We start from the raw sequence: 18876 nt of genomic DNA on the forward strand, positions 1-18876 counted from the left end.
ACGGAAGTTCATCGCCGTGGGCATCGGGGGAAGTGCAAAGAAGGGGTCCGGCCACCGAAAATCGGTGACCGGACCCCTCTTTTTATTGAAAAGCTTTAAAACAGGCTAGTTATGTCCCAGCCCCTTTCTTATGCCTGTTCAGCCGATTCGGATTGACTCGTTTCGACTAACAGTTTGCGAATGCGTCGTTTTTCGACGTGGAGAACGGTGAACGTCATGTCGTCATACGTGACACGCGCACCTTTCTCTGGGATGTCGCCGAGCAGCTCGACGATCCATCCACCCATTGTATTCGAGTCTATTTCAGGTTCTTTAATCCCCATCTCGTCAGCGAACTGATCGACGTCCATGTCGGCCATACACTCGTATACGCCGTCTCGAAGCCGTCTCAAGTAGACGATCGATTCGTCGTGCTCGTCCCAAATATCGCCGACGAGCTCTTCAAGCATATCCTCAAGCGTGATGAGACCAGCCGTCCCACCAAACTCATCGAGGACGACAGCCATGTGTGATTGTTTTTGCTGCAGAATTGGAAGCAGTTCGATCAATTTTGTCTGCGGTGACACGTACGTGAGCGGACGGATGAGCGCCCGCACATCTGTCACTTCATCTCGCATCATCGAACGAAGGAAGTCACGTTCCGACAACACCCCGATGACGTTGTCGATCGAGTCTTTATACACCGGGAGACGAGAGTGCCCCCCGCTAAAGATCGTGTCTTTGATTTCTTCGAGCGTATCGTCGACATCGACGGCGAGGATATCAATCCGCGGTGTCAACACGTCATCGACGGTAATGTCGTTGAACGCGAAGGCGCTGTGGACAAGTTCGGCCTCGGTCTCCCCGAGCACGCCTTCCTCTTCACCCATATCGACGAGCACTTTCAACTCTTCTTCCGTCACCGACGGTTCTTTATCGGCCATCCCGATCATGCGAAGCGTCAAGCGCTTGAGACCGGTGAACACAATCGTGATCGGTTTCAGTACTTTGACGAGGAAGACGAGCGTTCCGCTAATTAAGAGCGAATACTTTTCAGAAAACTCTTTAGCGAGCGATTTCGGCAAGATCTCACCAAAGATCAAGATGAGCACCGTCGTCGCGAACGTCGAGATCAATAACCCCGTCCCACCGGTAAAAATTGACGTCGCAATCGCTGTCGCGACGGTCGCTGAACCGATGTTGACAACGTTGTTCCCGACAAGGATCGTCGAGAGCGTATCGTCAAACCGATCGACGAGGTGGAGGACGCGCTTAGCACGCTTATCCCCATCCTCGCTCATCCGGATCATCCGGACGCGGTTCACGCTCGAGAGCGCGGTCTCTGCTGAAGAGAAGAAAGCTGACAAAAGAATCAAAACTGCATAAAGAATTAAACTAGACGAGGGCACAGGGTCCACGTTTACTTCACACTCCATTTCTTATTTAAAAAATTATTCGACAAATTCGAATTCAAAATCAGAGATTGCTACGACGTCGCCATCTTGAGCACCTAGCTTACGAAGGTCCTCATCGACGCCCATTTGACGCATCTGACGGGCGAATCGTTTGATCGAGTCATCGTGATCGAAGTTCGTCATCTTGAATAGCTTCTCGATGCGCGGCCCCGTGATCACGAAGCGTTGGTACTCATCGACATGAATCTGATACCCTTTCTCTTCCTTCTCGTAACGATAGACGACACGTGGTGTGGCCGTTTTCGCTTCGAGCTCTTCGAGTGGGAATTCAGGTGTCGCGTCGACGAGATTAGCTACTTCGATGAGCAAGTTGCGAAGTCCTTCTTTCGCGAGTGCCGAGATCGGGAAGACTTTGACGTCATCGCCGACTTTCTGTTGGAACTCTTTAAGAAGTTCTGGCGCATCCGGCATATCCATCTTGTTGGCGACGACGATCTGTGGACGCTCGAGGAGACGTAAATTGTACGACTCGAGCTCACGGTTGATCGTCGTGTAGTCTTCGAACGGGTCACGTCCTTCGATCCCACTCATATCGATCATATGGACGATGACTTTCGTCCGTTCGATATGACGCAAGAACTGGTGACCGAGACCGACGCCTTGGCTCGCACCTTCGATAAGTCCAGGAAGGTCGGCCATGACGAAGTCACGGTCGTCAGCTGTTTTGACGACACCGAGGTTCGGTGTGATCGTCGTGAAGTGGTACGCTCCGATTTTCGGACGTGCCGATGAGACGACCGACAAGAGCGTCGATTTCCCGACTGACGGGAATCCGACGAGACCGACGTCGGCGAGGAGTTTCAGTTCAAGACGCAACTCGCGCTCTTGGCCTGGTTCCCCGTTTTCAGCGATTTCTGGTGCCGGGTTCGACGGTGTCGCAAATCGACAGTTTCCGCGTCCACCGCGGCCGCCTTTAGCGATCGTGGCCCGTTGGCCGTGCTCGGTAAGGTCGGCAATGACAGTATCCGTCACTGAATCGAAGACGATTGTGCCTGGCGGGACTTTGACGACGAGCGGCTTCGCTTTGCGTCCGTGCATCCCTTTCGACATTCCTTTTTCACCGTTATAGGCGATGAACTTCTTAGAGAAGCGGAAATCAACGAGCGTCCGTAATCCTTCTTCTACTTCAAAGACGACGTCGCCACCGTGACCACCGTCACCACCTGCTGGTCCACCGTCTGGAACATACTTCTCGCGGCGGAACGCGACCATTCCTTTACCACCGTCTCCAGCTTTTACAAAAATATTCACCTGATCGACAAACATTTAATTCCCTCCTTTTAAACGAAACGTAGAACATTCTACAGTCTGTTCGTGCACTTCGTCTGACGTGAACACATCTCCCGGCACGTTGCCGAAGACGCGAACCGCCAGTCCGTCCGTGAACGTCACATGAATCGGTCCATCCGTTCCTGACAGAAGACGGACAAGTTTATCCGCCACGCGTGCGTCGTCCAACGACGCACGGTCGGTCGATACCTTATAGGTCAACCGCCCTTCCCAATTCGCCTGTATGATGACGAGACTAGTCGCCGGCATATTTAAGCGAACGAGCGCACTCTCCTCGTCGGCGTGCTGACGATAACGTTCGTACAGCTCCTCGAGTCTATCAGGCTCGAGCGCCGCATACAAGGAGATCATCTGAAGCCGATTCATCCATTCGTGACGGACGGTCGATAATAATTTCAGCGTTGCCTGTGAGTCCATTTGATCCTCTCCTAGTAAAAAAGACTCTAACCAAATAAGTGGCTAGAGTCTTTTGCGTGGTTCTACTTACGCAACTGGGTAAACGCTCACTTGTTTCTTGTCGCGACCAAGACGCTCGAAGCGTACTACGCCGTCAACTTTAGCAAACAATGTGTCGTCGCCACCACGGCCGACGTTTTCACCTGGGTGAATTTTCGTACCGCGTTGACGGTAGAGAATCGATCCAGCTGAAACTGTCTGTCCGTCAGCGCGTTTAGCGCCGAGGCGTTTCGAAATCGAGTCACGACCGTTTTTAGTCGATCCAACTCCTTTTTTCGATGCGAAGAACTGAAGGTTCAATTGTAACATGAGGTCCACCTCCTATTGTTCAATTTGGATATAATCACCGTAACTTTGGGCGATCGTGTCTAGTTGCACGAGCATCCCTTCTAATAACAGCTGGGTGCGAGTCATATCCTGCGGTGATAGTTCAGGATATGTCTCGACATAAAAGTAACCACCCTCTGTTTTGTCTGCCATTTCTACAAGAAGCGACTGGCCTGCGAGTACCTCAACAGCGTTATACGCCCCAAAAATGATAGCGGAAACGCCGGCACACACTAAGTCAGAACCGGGTTCAGCAAAGTTGGCGTGACCTGTCACTTCGACGGAACGAATCGACTTCGTCTCGTCTCGTCTGACCGTTACTTGAATCATAGAAATTACGCTTCGATTTTCTCGATGCGAACTTTCGTGTAAGGCTGACGGTGACCTTGCTTACGACGGTAGTTTTTCTTAGCTTTCATTTTGAAGACAGTGATCTTTTTCGCGCGACCGTGTTTAACGACAGTTGCTACTACTTTAGCGCCCTCTACGAATGGAGCTCCGACCTTAACATCGTCACCACCAACGAAAAGAACTTCACCGAATTCTACAGTACCCTCGACATCAGCATCGAGTTTTTCGATGTAGATCTCTTGACCTGCTTCAACTTTGATTTGCTTACCACCAGTTTTGATGATTGCGTACATATACGTGCACCTCCTTATTAAACTCAGACTCGCCATCCAGGGCAGGGCGAAACCGTTTCAACCCGTTCTGTGCGGTTGTAGCCATTTGGGTGCTTCCAAACGAACTAACGTTATAGATATTACCACTCTCGCGCGAAGCTTGTCAATGACGAGATACGAAGTTCTCACATTCCTCGAGTGTACCATGAAAAGCGACGTCGGGCTCTCCTTCTATAAAGAACACATGAAGACCTGACGCGTCCCAGGCCCCGCCTTGCCACTTCGCCGGTAGCGACAGTACGACCGCCTCCTGTTTTCCGTCTAGCTCCATGAGCGTGCGCTCAAGCCGTGAGAACACGGCCAGCTTTGACGGTGAACCGTTATACGTCATCCGGTCTTGAATTGAACGTCCGGTCCGCTCGCGTGATAGTTCGAACAGTCCCATCCGTGTGAAGCCGTACACTTCGACACGACGTGGGTCACGGGCCCCGAGTTCTTTCATTCGTTTCAAAAGTCGGTCTTGTCCGTCTTTTGACCCGCGTAAAAAGTCGATGACGACCATGCCGCCGATATTGCGTAGGCGGAGCTGTTCCATAACCGCATACAGTGCCGCCTCATTGATCGTGTCGGCGGCGCGCCCTTTATCTTTGACGGCGACGTTCTTGCCGCTGTTGACGTCGATGACGGTCATCGTCTCGACTTGTTCGACCAAGACGTAAGACCCGCCTTCGAGCCAGACGACACGGTTCTCGAGCTTCTCGATCGCTGTGTCTAAACGCGCGGCTTCTTTCATCCGGCCCTTGCCGACGTGGCGTTCGACCGGGACGTCGAGCCGCTTCAAACGTTCTTGCGCCTCTTTATCGTTCAACAGTACCGACTCGACCGAATGGCGCCGGACGAACTGCTCACAGAGCAGTTCGTCTTGACCGCGGCGCGCCGTCTCGACGTCAGCAGCCCGGGCCCGCAACAAGGCCAGCTCCTCGCGAAGCGCCTCGGGACTGGCTTGTCCTGATTCGGTCCGGAACAACACACCTTCCGCCTCATTGAGCGTGAACACTTTCGATAGCCGGTCCTGCGTAGCGAGGTCGAGCTTACGGCTGAACAACTGGCGCCGTCCATACGGGAAGTAGACGAGATAGCGCCCTCCGAACCGAATGTTCTCGGTCACTTTGTGGTGCTTACCCCCGATGCCCTCTTTCGTCACTTGGACGAGACGTTTCTCCCCGACGACGGCCGCCTGACCGATGCCCAGTACTTCCGGGTAGACAGCGAGCGCCCGGAGCGTCTCGGCGATCGGCAAGAAAAACGTTGTCTCGCCGTTGACGAGGAAAGCGGCGCCGAGTGACGGATGGATCCGCTCGATCGCAGCTTCAAGGATCGTCCCGACCGAGAGCTGGTCGACAAAGCGCTCCTCGACTTCAAGCAGACGCTCGCCGTCGACGAGCATGGCCCGCTCGATCGACGGGGTCCGTTCATAGATGAGTTTCATACGAGCACTCCTTTCGACACAAAAAGGCAACTTTCGTTGCCTTAGGCTTTTTTCATTCCAAACTTCAATAAGAGTCGTGCCCAAAATCCGGTCGGTTGTTGGTCCGTCTGGATGGACATGAGCGGCACCGACTCACCGAGAATACGGCGCGTGATGTTGCGATACGCTTGTCCGGCGTTATTGTCCGGGTTCATCGTCACCGGGACACCTCGGTTTGCCGCGGCGATGACTTCTTCATCATCGACGACGACGCCGAGCAGGTCGATCGACAGGATGCGCATGATGTCATCGATGTCGAGCATGTCGCCCGATGCGACGAGATGATTCTTCACGCGGTTGACGATGAGTTTAGGCGGCGCGACGTGTTCCGCTTGTTCGAGCATACCGATGATGCGGTCCGCGTCTTGGACGGCCGCCTTCTCAGGCGTCGTCACGACGATAGCCTCGTCGGCACCGGCGATGGCGTTCATGAACCCTTGCTCGATACCGGCCGGGCAGTCGATCAAGACGAAATCATATTCCGTCTTCAACTGGTCGATGATCTCTTTGACTTGCTCCGGTTGGACCGATGTCTTGTCTTTTGACTGGGCCGCCGGCAGCAGATACATCTCTTCGAACCGTTTGTCACGGACGAGCGCTTGGTGCAGCTTGCACTGCCCGTTGATGACGTCGACGAGGTTATAGATGCTCCGGTTGTCGAGTCCTAGGATGATATCCAAGTTCCGTAGACCGATGTCCGTATCGACGAGACAGACCGAGTGTCCGGACAATGCGAGACCCGTCCCGAGGTTAGCGGTCGTCGTCGTCTTGCCAACGCCACCTTTCCCCGACGTCACGACGATGGCCCGACCTTTCTTCACTTCTTTTGCTGTATGTACAGGCTCTACTACTTGCTCCATCAAACTCACCCTCTCTGTAATTCCATTGCATATGCGTCTTTAAGCCCTGTCATGACTTGGCGGAGACGCGTCATTTCAATGCCATGATTCGTCTGATACGCGCAGCCCATCTCGATCTCTGGCATCTCGGTATCATCGTCTGGCGTGAGCACGTGCTCACCGATCGCTAGAAACAGCGGATGCAACAGACTTGCGGTAATGACCGCGTCCTCCCATCCTTCGACACCGGCCCGGACATTTCCTCGTATCGTGCCTAAACAATAGATACTTCCTGTCGCCCGAACTTCAGACCCCGGATTGACGTCGCCGATAATGAGCACCGAACCCTCAAATGAGAGCACTTGCCCGCTGCGGATCGTCCCGCTATGGTAATGGAACGTCTTTTTCCCGTAAGTCGCTTTCGCCTCTTCGGTCAACATGACCTCGCTCGACAGCTCCTCGATATAAAAAACGCCATGACGAGCAACGACTTCACGAATTTGACGTGACAGCTCCTCGTCCAAATAACGAGTACCCGCGTGCAACTTGAGTGCAATCTCCCCAGAGGGCGGCTCCATTTCTTGTAACGTGGCCTCAAGCTCTCCGAGCACCTCATCGACGCCACTCCGTGGATTGAAGTGGATTGCAATACCGTTGCGATGTCCTTTTATCGTAATGTGTCGTTTACGCTCCATCATGGCTACCCTCTTTTCGCTACAGGTCGCACCGCCACGTATCGCGTCATCGGATAATAAAGAATCGCGACGGCAATCACATTGACGACGAGCGTCCCTGGAATCTGTTCAACTAATAGTGTTTGTATGGTCATGGTCGTCCCACCGACCGCTGCCATGATACCGTAAATCCCGAAGGAGAAGACGAGGATCATGAACGTGAACGTGATGACGACCGAGAAGAAGTTCTCACCTATATATTTTAACACGAAGCTGACTAAGAGAGGAATGAGTGAAAAAGTAAATAAGTAAATTCCGAGCAAGTCGGTGTAGACGATGTCATACAACAACCCGAATACGAGACCGAATCCGAGTGCCGACTCAAACCGGCCATACAAACTGACGTACATTAACCCAATCAACGTCAAATACACGAACGGCGTCGCGTAGTGCCATGAAAAGATGGCAGCCCATGTCCCTTCAATAAGAAAGAGGAGGAACAGGGCGATGAACACTTTCATGTTACTCACCCGCTGCTCCTCCTTCCTCGGGACCCGTCAAAAACGGTTCGTCTAGCGTTCGATCGATGACAAACATTTGCGAGAACTCGTTGAAGTCCGCCTCTGGCGTGATGCGGGCAACTTGAGACACGCCATATTCATCGGTCTCGATCGTCTTCACCTTACCGATGACGAGACCGGCCGGATAACGTCCGCCGAGCCCTGACGTCGAGACGATCTCACCTTCTTTCAACTTGACGCTGTTCGAAACCTTTGTGAAAAAGAGTTCGTTCGTCTCGCTGTCGAAGCCGTCGATCGTTCCGTACGCCGCCTTACCGTCCGCATCCTTGACGACCGCCGAGACGTTGTTCGTCCGGTTGTTGTCGCTCAAGAGCTGAACTTGTGACGTATAGGCGCTCGTTTGAATGACGCGTCCGACCATGCCGCCGGCGGCCGTCACGGCCATGCCTTTTTCAACGCCACGTTCTTGCCCGACGTTGATCGTCACATAGCGCTGCCAGTCGTTCGGCGTGCGCCCGATGACCTCGGCCGGAATCAAATCAAAGTCACGGAGCGAGCTTTCGCCCGCCGCGACCATTTGACGCAACTCCTCGTTCTCACGGCGCAGGTCGTCGGCTTCGACGGACACTTCGGCGTATTTCGTCAAATGTTGCTTCAATTCGCGGTTCTCTTCATAAATATCACGTACGTTCGAAATCGAGGACACGGTACTATCCATCCAGCCGATCGGCACCGTGAACACCCGTTGGAACGTTCCGACCACATCACGCGTGACGTCTTGGTACCAGGCGGATTCCGACCGTCCTCGAATCGAAACTCCTAAAATGACAAGAAATAAAATGATACCGATCAGCGTGATGATGAGCTTTTTATTGCGTACAAACCGGCTCATCGTTTAACACCTTTCATCGGCGTGACGAGATGCCTGATTTTGAACGGAGGACGTCCATCATTTCAAGAGATTTTCCAGTCCCGATCGCAACGCAATCGAGCGGTTCATCCGCAATGAGTGTCGGGATGTGCGTCTCATCAGAGATGACACCGTCCAAGTTTTTAAGGAGCGCGCCGCCGCCTGTAAGGACGATACCGCGGTCCATGACGTCGGCTGCGAGTTCTGGCGGTGTTTGTTCGAGCGTTTGTTTCACACCGGCTAGAATCGCGTCTACCGTGTCTGAAAGCGCCTCGCACACTTCAACTGCCCCTACTTCGATTTGTTTCGGGAGACCGGTCACGAGATCGCGTCCGCGGATTTCCATCGTTTCGTTTTCGTTCGACTCGTCGATGCGGGCCGAACCGATTTCCATCTTGAGCGCTTCTGACGTACGTTCCCCGATCATGAGGTTGTATTTGTTTTTAATGTAACGAATAATGGCGTCATCCATTTCGTCACCACCGACACGGATCGACTGGCTTGTCACGATGCCGCCGAGTGAAATCACTGCGACTTCGGTCGTACCGCCACCGATATCAACGACCATCGAGCCTGTCGGTTCCCAAACTGGGAGACCGGCGCCGATTGCTGCCGCGAACGGTTCTTCAATCGTGTACGCTTCGCGAGCGCCTGCTTGCTTGGCCGCATCTTCAACCGCACGTTTTTCAACTGACGTGATGCCGCTTGGCACACAGATCATGACGTTCGTCTTCGATGAGAACAACCCGCTCTTCGATTTTTGTGCTTGCTCCATGAAATATTTGATCATCGTTGCAGTCGTTTCGAAGTCAGCGATAACCCCATCTTTCATCGGACGGCGTGCCGTGACGTTCCCCGGCGTACGTCCAATCATATCTTTGGCCTGATTACCTACGGCCTCAATTCTACCTGTATCTGTACGGAACGCCACTACGGACGGTTCACGAACAACGATTCCTTGACCTTTTACATAAACGAGCGTATTTGCCGTTCCAAGGTCGATTCCGATTTCTCGGTTAAAACTACGAAACATACGTACTGCCCCTCTCCTGGTTACACTAATTATTATTATAACGGAAAAATCATGTTTGAAAACGTTCAATCGATTACAGGTTATTTACAATCCCCTTCATCTCAGTCCTGTTCCACCGTATATTAGTGTGCCTGCTTTTCAACAAAAACGCAAATCAAAAAGCAGACGTCTGAAGGCGTCTGCTTAGATGAACCGATCATTTAAAGACCGGGTTGGAGCGGCAGCAACAGCATTGCCGCGTAAAAGACGACCGAAAAGATGAGGAGCGGCCGAAAGAAACGGGACGGCCGCTCGCGCGTCGCACCCGCCAAAAAGCTCGCCATCGTCACGGTGAACAAGTAAATCCCGACGTAAACGAAGACGAGTTGCGGGATGACACGCCACGCTTGACTGCCTCCTGACGCATTTACCCAGGCGATAAACAGACCAATGTAGGCGATGAGCGACACAATTCCGAGTCCGACCCCGACGAGCGGCGGGTAGCGGTCAAGCCAATGCCCGTCTTTTGAAAACTGTTGAAATAGCGCCATACTCACAAAGACGAACAACGCGAAGACGACGAGCGACAACGCGAACGGCTCGAGCGGAACAAAACTCGCGGCGAGCGCGATTCCAATCATAACAATCCAAACTAGTTTCTCCATACGAACACCTCGATATTTATTTTAACATAATTATTTGAGCAGCAAGATTAATCAAGCGGGAGACGCTTAGCAATAAATCAAAAGGTAATTACGTTATCATTTCCTATTGTTGCCAATTAATATTAATGTTATTGTAGTATCTTATTATTGAAAGGAGAGGTTTGAATGAAGTTTTATAAGAAAACCTGGTTTACAGTCTTAACGCTGCTCTTATTTTTCCCACTCGGCTTATTTTTAATGTGGAAATATAAAAAGTTCAATAATATTGGACGAATTGTGATTAGTGTACTCTTTGGTTTCATATTTATAGGAAGCTTGTTTGGGGATGAAGCACCTGATCAAGTACATACGACTGAATCTACAGAAGAAGTTGCTAAGGCAGAGAAAGAAAAGGATGAAGAGGCTGAGGCCGTTGCCAAAGCTGAGGAAGAGAAGAAACAAAAAGCCGAAGCTGAAGCCGCTGCTAAAGCTGAGGAAGAGAAGAAGCAAAAGGCTGAAGCTGAAGCCGCTGCTAAAGCCGAGGAAGAAAAGAAACAAAAGGCCGAAGCTGAAGCCGCTGCCAAAGCCGAGGAAGAAAAGAAACAAAAGGCCGAAGCTGAAGCCGCTGCCAAAGCCGAGGAAGAGAAGAAACAAAAGGCCGAAGCTGAAGCCGCTGCTAAAAAAGACACCATGAGTACGGCTCTCGGAAACATTTCTAAACGACCGGTCATGAACGGAACTAACACTGAACGGATTGGTACTTATGTACGGGTCCATTCTGATCGTTCGCTACTAACCAAAGAAAGTTTAAAAGACTTCACTAAAAACGATTTACCTAAATTTGAAGACGCGAATTGGATTCTTGTCGACTTAAACGATGGCTATGGTATTCACTTCCTAGGAACAATGCCGATCGCTGATTATGGGAAAGCGGATGACGACTCTCTATCTGAGATTTACGAAAATTATATGATCGATGCAGACACGAATCAGATTGAGAAACATATTTATGAAGGTAAATCTGGCTATAAGCCACTCTTTTAACAACGGAGCTAACAATGAACTGCCCCATAAAAGTTGGACATGAAAATCCAGCTTCTATGGGGCAGTTTTTGTATTAACAGCAAAGGATAGATCCTAAATTTGTAGATTCACCTTTACTTTCTAGCTAAATATAACGTTAACCGTTCATATACCCACGTTGCTTCATACTGACATAATGATCTTCGCCGATGATGACGTGGTCGAGGCAAGCGATCCCGACGATGTTGCCCGCTTCGACCAAGCGCTCGGACACTTCGATGTCTTCCCGGCTCGGCGTCGCGTCCCCGCTCGGATGGTTATGCGCAGCGATGAAACACGCTGCCGACAGCTTGAGCGCCTCGCGGAACACGTCGCGCGGATGGACGATCGACGAATTTAACCCGCCGACGAACAATGTCTTGCGCGCAATCAATTGATTTTTCGTGTTTAAGTACAAACAGACGAAATGTTCTTGATTAAGTAGCCGGAGCTCATCACGCAGCAGTTCATACGCGTCCTGCGGCGACCGGATCGTCGGCATGTCGACTTTCGGCTCCTCGACGTAACGGATGCCGATCGTGAACGCCGCGAGCAACTGCTCGGCTTTCTTCTTCGTCATCCCTTCAATTTGACAGAGGTCGTGCACGGACGCCTGTGACAGCGCCCGAAGCGTCGGATATACATCTGACAACCGCCGGGCCGTCGCCTGCGGGTCCCCGCCCCGTCCACCGATTTGAAGCAGTCTGGCAATAGCGGATTCAACACTTCGGTCGAGCACCATAGTCATTCCTTCACCTACTCTCGCATCATTCACAGAAAGCGCGGCGATACCCCGTGACGCTCGAGCGTCTCGACGAGCGGCCGGAGTGGGAGGCCGACGACGTTATAGTAATCCCCTTCGAGCCGTTCGACGAACAAACCGCCCGACCCTTGGATTCCGTAGGCACCGGCTTTGTCGTACGGCTCCGACGAATCGAGGTAGCCGTCGAGCCAAGACTCGGGGATGTCGATGAACGTGACGTGCGTCGTCGTGACGAACAAGTCATGTCGGTTTGGTCCGATGATGCTGACGCCAGTGAGCACTTCATGGGTCGCCCCTGACAAGTGCTCGAGCATCCGGCGTGCGTCATCGCGGTCGTTCGGTTTCTCTAAAATCGTTCCGTCGAGGACGACGACCGTGTCCGACCCGATCACAATCGCGTCGCGGTTGTCCCGGGCGACGTCCATCGCTTTCTCACGGGCGAGACGTCCGACGTACCCGTCCGGATGCTCACGTCCGTCGGTTCCTTCGATGACGTTTGACGGGATCACCTCGTGCAAAATGCCGGCTTGTTTCAACAACTCGGTCCGCCGCGGTGACATCGAGGCGAGGATGACACGTTTCTGTGTTGTGTTCATTGTATCGACTCCTTCCATACTTTCGAAACGGGCTTCCTTGCCGTTTCACGCTTCTCTGTTGATTGTAGGCAAAGCGTCACCCGAACACAATCCAAGCCGCCCAAAAAAACGCCCCTTCTTTTCGAAGGGACGCTCGTTTACGGTGTCGTGTAATCGTACACCGGGATATCTTTTCGTGGGAACGTCTGCGTCGGCACGTAGCGGTCCGGGACGAGTTGATCGAGGTCGGGCCGGTAAAACGCATCGAGTTCGACCGTGAAGTCGAGCGGTGCGGCCGGTTCGGTCGTGTTCGGACCCGTTTCGGCAGGTCCCGTGAACTGGACGGTCCGCAAAATGTGGATCCGGTTCATCGACTCGACCGACTCGAGGAAGAGGACGAGCGCCTCATACGTCTCCGCTTGGAGCGACACCGTCGAGCGGACGGACGAGGCGTTGACCGGTGTGATTTCGACCGGTTCAGCCGGTTCGGCCGTCGCGCTCACATCGTTCGGTTCCGGTTCAGTGATCGGTTCCGGCACTTCCGATTCGGCGATGAGCCCGTCCGCGAAAGCGATGCTCGTCACGCGCACGTCAGACAGCTGGCTCGCTTGCGATAACGTCTCGACGACCGTATCGAGCGCCGGCTCCGTCGGGACGCGTGTCTGCAAGCGCTGCGAGTCGGCGACGTCGACGACTTCGCCTTCTTGGCGCAACAGTTCGAGCTTCGTCTGTTCGAGTGACAGCTCGCGCTCGAGCGCCTTCAATTCACCTTGGTTGATAAAGTACTGGTAGCCGAAGTACGACGGGACGGCGATGGCTGCGAACAAACAAATTGTAAAGATCAAATAAATCGTTGAACGTTTCATTCGCTCACCACCTCCTCATCTTCCTCGGGTTGTTCCGTCTCGCCTTCAGGCGTCTCAGGTTCGGCATCGATGAACGTGAACGTAAACTCTCCGATATAGCGTGGGAGCGGATCATCTGACGCATTGAGAACCGGTGTTCCCGTATCCGTTTCCGCGTCTTGGTCCGTCTCTGCTTTCGTCTCGGTCGTCACGCCGAGCAGTTTGACGTTATCGAACCGCGGATCGTTCAACAGCGCTCGTTGGAACGCGTTCAAGTCAGGTAACGTCTCAAACTGGGTCCGGACGCTCATGAGCGAACCGTCGGCGTAGTTATACGTCAAGACGTAACCTGTCGGCGGCAGCTGTTCGGTCAGCGCACGGAGCGCCGGGACCGCCTGCTTCTCTTCAGTCGTCAGCGCGGTCACCGTCTGCTCGAGCGAGATGACTTGTTGACCTTTCGAGTTCACTTGTTCGGTCTGGTAGATGCGGACGAGCTGTAACTGTTCGTTGACTTGTGCTTTGTCCTGTTCGATTCCGTTCACTTCGTAATAAAGATAGCCGGTCAGTCCGCCGCCGATCAATAAAGCGGCCAGACTCGCGACGATCGGCCAACGCAGCGTCACGTCGGTCGCATTGATGAAGTTGGCGTCATGGTCGCGGTCGAGCGTCGCCATCCCGAGAAGCGGCAACATCTGATGCGAGAGCGGTGTCGCGTGCGACAATGGCAACGGGTCATCGATGCGTTTGATCGGGACCATCGATTCCAGTTCGATCGTCCGGACGAGGTCATCGAGTTCAGGGACCGTCCCGGAGATGATCAGTTCGTCGATTGGGCGTCCGTCCGTACGGAGCGAGTAACGGTAGAAGTCGAGGAAACGGGCGAGCTCGTTCAACCATTCATCGGTCCGATTCGCTAACGCCTCGCTTGAGCCGTTGAACGTATATGTAACGATGCCGTCTGTCGTGTCGGCACGATACGATAAGTCATTCTCGATGGCACGGATGAAGCGGACCTGCCCTTCCTCGAGGACGAGTAGTTGGTGCGCGAACGGTGTCACGTGCCACAATAGCGTCGACTTGAGCGGGTCGAGCGTCTCGAGTCGAGACACCCCGTTCGCGATCGCGATCGGACGCGGGACGATTTTTTTCAAGGCGAAGCCGCGTTTCTTCATGTAGGCGCGGATCGCTTTCGTCAAATCGACCGAGACGGCGTGCAACATGACCTCGGTCTTCATGTCCGTCTCGCCGAGCACTTCGTAGTCGAAGGCGACGTCGTCGAACGGCAGGATGATCGAGCTGCCGATTTCCATGAACAAATAGCCACGGATCTCGTCTTTCGGGATGTTCGATGGAATCTCGACTTTGCGGGACAGCACTTCCGTCTCCGCCATATCGACGGCGCACACCATCCCTTTTCTGACTTTTATTTTACGGCACAACTCGTCAAAGGCGAGTCCGAACGCGTTCTCGTCTTGAATCAATCCTTCCGCATAGGCACCTTTCGCCAATTGGACGGAAGCGCTTCGTTTAAAAACGCCTTGTTTAATCACGGCTCCGTGGATGCTGAGCGCATCGAACGAGAAGTACGCGACCGTTCCTTTTTCTATAGCCCGGCTCATGCTTGTTTCCCCCTACATCAAATCAAAATACCAATCAAAAAAACGTTCGCTGAACCAAAACGTCAGCATCGTACCGAGTGCGATCGACGGGACGAACGGGATCGGTTGCTTGCGGCCGATCCGTTTCAGTCCGATGAGCAACAGTCCGACGACTGCTCCGATCAAGCTCGCTAAAAACAAGGCGACCAATACGTCACGTGGTCCGAGCACGAGCCCGATCACTGTAAATAGTTTGACATCGCCGGCCCCAAGTCCCCCTTTTGAGACGAAAAAAACGGTGGCGAGGACAGAAAATCCGAGCGCAGCCCCGGCGAGCGGGCTCCACCACGTAGCTCCGGACGCATAAGCGAGGATGAGCAGTAGTGGTGCCGCAAATAGAAGAATCACGTTCGGCACGAGCATCGTCGACAAATCTGACATCGCCAGTGCGAGTAGCGTCGATAAGAAGACGAAGGCGAGCAATGTCGTCCCGGAGAATCCGTACAGCCAAAAGCTATAGCCGTAACCGACCGCCCCGAGCAGTTCGAACAGCGGATACGTCGGCGCGATCCGTCCGCCACAGCCGCGGCACTTGCCGCGTAACAATATGTAACCGAACACCGGGATGAGTTCCCAAGCGGACAAGACGTGGCCGCACGACGGACAATGCGACCGTGGCGACACGATCGACTGTTTGCGTGGCACGCGGAGCCCGACGACGTTTGTGAACGAGGTGATGATCATCCCGAGCACGATGCTGTAAATGAGTCCAATGAGGTCAACCAAAACTGGTCACTTCCTTACTTGTAAGTATATGCCAAAAACAGAAAACCGGCTAGACTGAGCGAGAGCCCAGCGCCAGCCGGAGAAGGATATTACTTAATAGATTTTTTCGAAAGCGCACTTTCTAATTCAGCAGTAGCCTTTGTATTACCACCTATTACATTTTTTCCATCCAAAAAGACTCTGTATTCATATTTCCCACCATTTGGTGATACAAAGACAATTGCATCATCATAAGCTGCACTTGAATTAAGTGGATCTTTTAAATCACTTAAGTATGAAGTCATATCAATATTTGTAGAGTTGGCTTCCAATGCAGTGAATTCTAAAACTGTCTCTGCAGTAACAGGATTTGATGCTGTGTATAACTTCGCCGCACTTACCATTTGGCGTGCATCCGCGACCATCGCATCTTTACGTGAGTTCTCGATGATTCCACCGATCGCGACGACGGCGATGGCTGCGATAATCCCTAAAATAACGACGACGACGAGTAACTCGACGAGTGTGAGCCCGCGCTCATCTTTTAATTGTTTCGCATCTTGCCAAATCATTTTCATTTTTTCTAACATGACTGATTCTCCCCTTTTGTGTGTTTTGCTGTATTTTGTGCTGGATTCATTACTGTAGTACTAAAACAAGTAGTACAATTTTACTATACATTCAAAATATGGTGTTGAAAAGTAGTTTATATGCATAAACTAAGAATTTTCTACTGATTTTGGATGTCGCCGTAAATTTGGAACATCGGGACGACGATGGCGATGACGATGACCCCGACGATACTGGCCAACACGACGATCAACAGCGGCTCGATGATTGACTTCAACCGGTCTGTCGTCGTCTCAACCTCGGTCTCATAAAACTCGGCGACTTCGTTCAACATCGAATCTAAATCCCCGCTCTCTTCGCCGACGGCAATCATTTGTGTCATGAGCGGCGGGAAGTTCGGGTTCCGTTCGAGCGGTTCGTGGAGCGGGATTCCTTGCGCCATCATATTGCGCGCCTGCCCGAGCCCTTTCCGGATGACCCGGTTCGAAACGATCTTCTCCGTGATCTCAATCGCTGACAAAATCGGCACGGCCGCTTGCAGTAAGACGGCCAAACTTCGCGTCAAGAGCGCGATCTGGGACTTGAGGACGATCGGACCGAAAATTGGCATCTTCAGCAACAACCCGTCGATCAAGAACCGTTCTTTGTCGCGCTTTAACATCCACGAGAACAGAAGGACGCCGAGCAGCGCGCCACCGAACAGCAACCACCAATAGGCGGCGACGAAGTCCGAGACGGCGACGACGATCCGGGTGATGAGCGGGAGCTCACCACCGAGCTGTCCGAAAATACTCGCGAACGTCGGCACGACGTTTACCATCAGGAAAGCGACGACGCCAATCGCGACAATCGAGACGACGAGCGGATACGTGAGTGCCGAGATGACTTTACGTTTAATATCGTACTGCTTCTGAAGTTGCAGCCCGATCTGGTCGAGCGCTTCTTCTAAGTTACCGCTCGCCTCCCCCGCGAGCGCCATCGAGCTAAAGAAGTTCGAGAACACGCGCGGATGTTTTTTGATCGCTTCCGAGAAGGCGATCCCTTCTCGAAGGTCGTCCTCGACTTGGCTGAGCGTCTTCTTCAACAGCTTCGACTCCGTCTGGACGCGCAAAATCGACGTCGCCCGGACGATCGGGACGCCGGCCCGGATGAGCGTGGCGAACTGGCGGACATACATGATCAAATGTTCGATCTTGACGCGTTCCGGCAATAAGTTGACTTCCGTGTTCAGTCCGGTCGACTCGAGTTCGGACAAGTCAGTGACGAGAATCGACTCTTGCCGAAGTTTATCTTTAGCTTCCCGGAGCGACACGGCGGTGATCCGCCCTTTCTTGCGCTTCCCGTTCAGCAGTTTTCCTTCGTATTGAAAGATGGCCATAGTCTCACCTCATTTCTTCGCTTGGCACGGCGTTTGGATTGATGACCCCTTGACGGATCAGCTGTTCGATCGACATTTCCATCGATTGCATCCCGTTCTGCCGGTTCGTCTGGATGACGGTCGGAAGCTGAAACTCCTTCTCGTTCCGGATCAAGTTGGCGACGGCTGCGTTCCCGATCATGATCTCCATCGCCGCGACCCGACCCTTCGGCACGTCGACACGCGGGAACAGGCGTTGACTGACGACCCCAAGCAACACGTTGGCGAGTTGGGTCCGGATTTGGTCTTGTTGTTCGGCCGGGAAGGCGTCGATGATCCGGCTGACGGTCGACATCGCGCTCGACGTGTGGAGCGTCGCCATGACGAGATGACCGGTCTCAGCGGCGGTCATCGCCGTCGAGATCGTCTCTAAGTCGCGCATCTCCCCGAGCAAGATGACGTCCGGGTCTTGGCGGAGCGCCGCCCGCAGGCCGCTCACGAACTTCATGACGTCCGAGCCGATCTCCCGCTGGTCGACGATGCTCTGATCGTGCGTATGTAAATATTCGATCGGGTCTTCGAGCGTGATGATGCGCTTTCGCTGCGTCCGGTTGATCTCATGGATCATCGCCGCGAGCGTCGTCGATTTCCCAGACCCCGTCGGTCCGGTCACAAGGATCAACCCGTGTGGTTTCTCGATGAGCCGCTTGAGCACCGGCGGTAAATTGAGCTCGTTCAACGTCGGGATTTCCCCGGAAATGGAACGAAACGCGATGGCGATCGTGCCACGTTGATAGTAGGCGTTGACGCGAAAGCGCGACACGCGGGGCACTCCGAACGAGAAGTCGAGGTCGCGTTGGATCTCGAGGCGGCCTCGCATCTCGTCGGTCATGATTTCCTGCAAGTATCCTTCGATGTGGACGGGAAGCACTTTCTCCTCGCCCATCGTGATCAAACTGCCGTCAATCCGGAAAATCGGTGGCGAACCCGCGGTCAGATGAATGTCTGAGGCACGTTGTTCGACCGCTTTCGTTAAAATCGCTTCGATTGATTGATGGATCAT

Annotated in this window: 22 protein-coding genes and 1 other annotated feature; of the genes, 1 reads left to right on the forward strand and 21 read right to left on the reverse strand. The window is 53.1% G+C overall.

All coding sequences use genetic code 11. The features are described from left to right. Positions 1-128: 128 nt before the first annotated feature. The 13 genes from EVJ32_RS13780 to EVJ32_RS13840 all read right to left on the reverse strand — a co-directional run bounded on the left by EVJ32_RS13780 (position 129) and on the right by EVJ32_RS13840 (position 10299). Positions 129-1397, reverse strand: coding sequence for a hemolysin family protein (locus tag EVJ32_RS13780; RefSeq protein ID WP_201738415.1), 1269 nt, complete (start codon positions 1395-1397; stop codon positions 129-131). A 33-nt stretch (positions 1398-1430) separates the two neighbouring features. Further along, positions 1431-2720: a GTPase ObgE gene (gene obgE, locus EVJ32_RS13785; protein ID WP_070327688.1), complete on the reverse strand. Its 1290-nt coding sequence runs from the start codon at positions 2718-2720 to the stop codon at positions 1431-1433. Beyond that, a complete protein-coding gene (locus tag EVJ32_RS13790) occupies positions 2721-3161 on the reverse strand; it encodes a Spo0B domain-containing protein (protein ID WP_070327689.1) in 441 nt (146 codons plus the stop codon). A gap of 66 nt (positions 3162-3227) precedes the next feature. Continuing rightward, positions 3228-3509 (reverse strand): 50S ribosomal protein L27, encoded by a 282-nt coding sequence (gene rpmA / locus EVJ32_RS13795; protein ID WP_016508537.1) that lies wholly within the window; start codon positions 3507-3509, stop codon positions 3228-3230. 12 nt (positions 3510-3521) lie between these two features. Next, complete coding sequence (locus EVJ32_RS13800) at positions 3522-3857, reverse strand: ribosomal-processing cysteine protease Prp (RefSeq protein ID WP_070327690.1); 336 nt, start codon at positions 3855-3857, stop codon at positions 3522-3524. Between the two features lie 5 nt (positions 3858-3862). Continuing rightward, a complete protein-coding gene (rplU, locus tag EVJ32_RS13805; RefSeq protein WP_070327691.1) occupies positions 3863-4171 on the reverse strand; it encodes a 50S ribosomal protein L21 in 309 nt (102 codons plus the stop codon). 15 nt (positions 4172-4186) lie between these two features. Further along, positions 4187-4258, reverse strand: a sequence feature (ribosomal protein L21 leader region). 55 nt (positions 4259-4313) lie between these two features. Beyond that, positions 4314-5639, reverse strand: a complete 1326-nt coding sequence (locus EVJ32_RS13810; RefSeq protein ID WP_131458809.1) for a ribonuclease E/G — start codon at positions 5637-5639, stop codon at positions 4314-4316. 41 nt (positions 5640-5680) lie between these two features. After that, complete coding sequence (gene minD, locus EVJ32_RS13815; RefSeq protein WP_131458810.1) at positions 5681-6538, reverse strand: septum site-determining protein MinD; 858 nt, start codon at positions 6536-6538, stop codon at positions 5681-5683. Between the two features lie 5 nt (positions 6539-6543). Next, complete coding sequence (locus EVJ32_RS13820; protein WP_236633412.1) at positions 6544-7212, reverse strand: septum site-determining protein MinC; 669 nt, start codon at positions 7210-7212, stop codon at positions 6544-6546. A gap of 5 nt (positions 7213-7217) precedes the next feature. Next, on the reverse strand, positions 7218-7712 hold the full coding sequence (mreD, locus tag EVJ32_RS13825; RefSeq protein ID WP_131458828.1) for a rod shape-determining protein MreD: 495 nt from the start codon (positions 7710-7712) through the stop codon (positions 7218-7220). A gap of 1 nt (position 7713) precedes the next feature. Further along, positions 7714-8604 (reverse strand): rod shape-determining protein MreC, encoded by an 891-nt coding sequence (gene mreC / locus EVJ32_RS13830; protein ID WP_131458811.1) that lies wholly within the window; start codon positions 8602-8604, stop codon positions 7714-7716. Between the two features lie 13 nt (positions 8605-8617). Continuing rightward, positions 8618-9655 carry a rod shape-determining protein gene (locus tag EVJ32_RS13835; protein WP_070327697.1) on the reverse strand — a complete coding sequence of 346 codons (1038 nt, stop codon included), beginning with the start codon at positions 9653-9655 and terminating at the stop codon, positions 8618-8620. Positions 9656-9855: 200 nt separating this feature from the next. After that, positions 9856-10299 (reverse strand): hypothetical protein, encoded by a 444-nt coding sequence (locus EVJ32_RS13840; RefSeq protein WP_236639520.1) that lies wholly within the window; start codon positions 10297-10299, stop codon positions 9856-9858. A 165-nt stretch (positions 10300-10464) separates the two neighbouring features. Here EVJ32_RS13840 and EVJ32_RS16315 point away from each other — a divergent pair, with 165 nt between their 5' ends. Continuing rightward, on the forward strand, positions 10465-11322 hold the full coding sequence (locus EVJ32_RS16315) for a hypothetical protein (protein ID WP_201738314.1): 858 nt from the start codon (positions 10465-10467) through the stop codon (positions 11320-11322). A 136-nt stretch (positions 11323-11458) separates the two neighbouring features. Here the strand turns inward: EVJ32_RS16315 and radC are convergent, their stop codons facing one another. The 8 genes from radC to EVJ32_RS13885 all read right to left on the reverse strand — a co-directional run bounded on the left by radC (position 11459) and on the right by EVJ32_RS13885 (position 18876). Beyond that, on the reverse strand, positions 11459-12088 hold the full coding sequence (radC, locus tag EVJ32_RS13850; RefSeq protein ID WP_131458812.1) for a RadC family protein: 630 nt from the start codon (positions 12086-12088) through the stop codon (positions 11459-11461). A gap of 23 nt (positions 12089-12111) precedes the next feature. Beyond that, positions 12112-12699, reverse strand: a complete 588-nt coding sequence (locus tag EVJ32_RS13855) for a Maf family protein (protein WP_236639521.1) — start codon at positions 12697-12699, stop codon at positions 12112-12114. Between the two features lie 137 nt (positions 12700-12836). Then, positions 12837-13544, reverse strand: coding sequence for a hypothetical protein (locus EVJ32_RS13860; RefSeq protein ID WP_131458814.1), 708 nt, complete (start codon positions 13542-13544; stop codon positions 12837-12839). After that, the gene (gene pilM, locus EVJ32_RS13865) at positions 13541-15142 is read right to left on the reverse strand and encodes a pilus assembly protein PilM (RefSeq protein ID WP_131458815.1); all 1602 of its coding nucleotides are present in this window, start codon (positions 15140-15142) and stop codon (positions 13541-13543) included. The genes EVJ32_RS13860 and pilM overlap by 4 nt, the downstream gene beginning before the upstream one ends. A 12-nt stretch (positions 15143-15154) precedes the next feature. Continuing rightward, complete coding sequence (locus tag EVJ32_RS13870) at positions 15155-15907, reverse strand: prepilin peptidase (protein WP_131458816.1); 753 nt, start codon at positions 15905-15907, stop codon at positions 15155-15157. 89 nt (positions 15908-15996) lie between these two features. Next, complete coding sequence (locus EVJ32_RS13875; RefSeq protein WP_131458817.1) at positions 15997-16476, reverse strand: prepilin-type N-terminal cleavage/methylation domain-containing protein; 480 nt, start codon at positions 16474-16476, stop codon at positions 15997-15999. A 140-nt stretch (positions 16477-16616) separates the two neighbouring features. After that, complete coding sequence (locus tag EVJ32_RS13880) at positions 16617-17834, reverse strand: type II secretion system F family protein (RefSeq protein ID WP_070327704.1); 1218 nt, start codon at positions 17832-17834, stop codon at positions 16617-16619. Positions 17835-17838: 4 nt separating this feature from the next. Further along, positions 17839-18876 (reverse strand): type IV pilus twitching motility protein PilT, encoded by a 1038-nt coding sequence (locus EVJ32_RS13885; RefSeq protein WP_131458818.1) that lies wholly within the window; start codon positions 18874-18876, stop codon positions 17839-17841.

Source organism: Exiguobacterium sp. SH5S4 (genome assembly GCF_004337045.1).
GTDB lineage: Bacteria > Bacillota > Bacilli > Exiguobacteriales > Exiguobacteriaceae > Exiguobacterium > Exiguobacterium aurantiacum_A.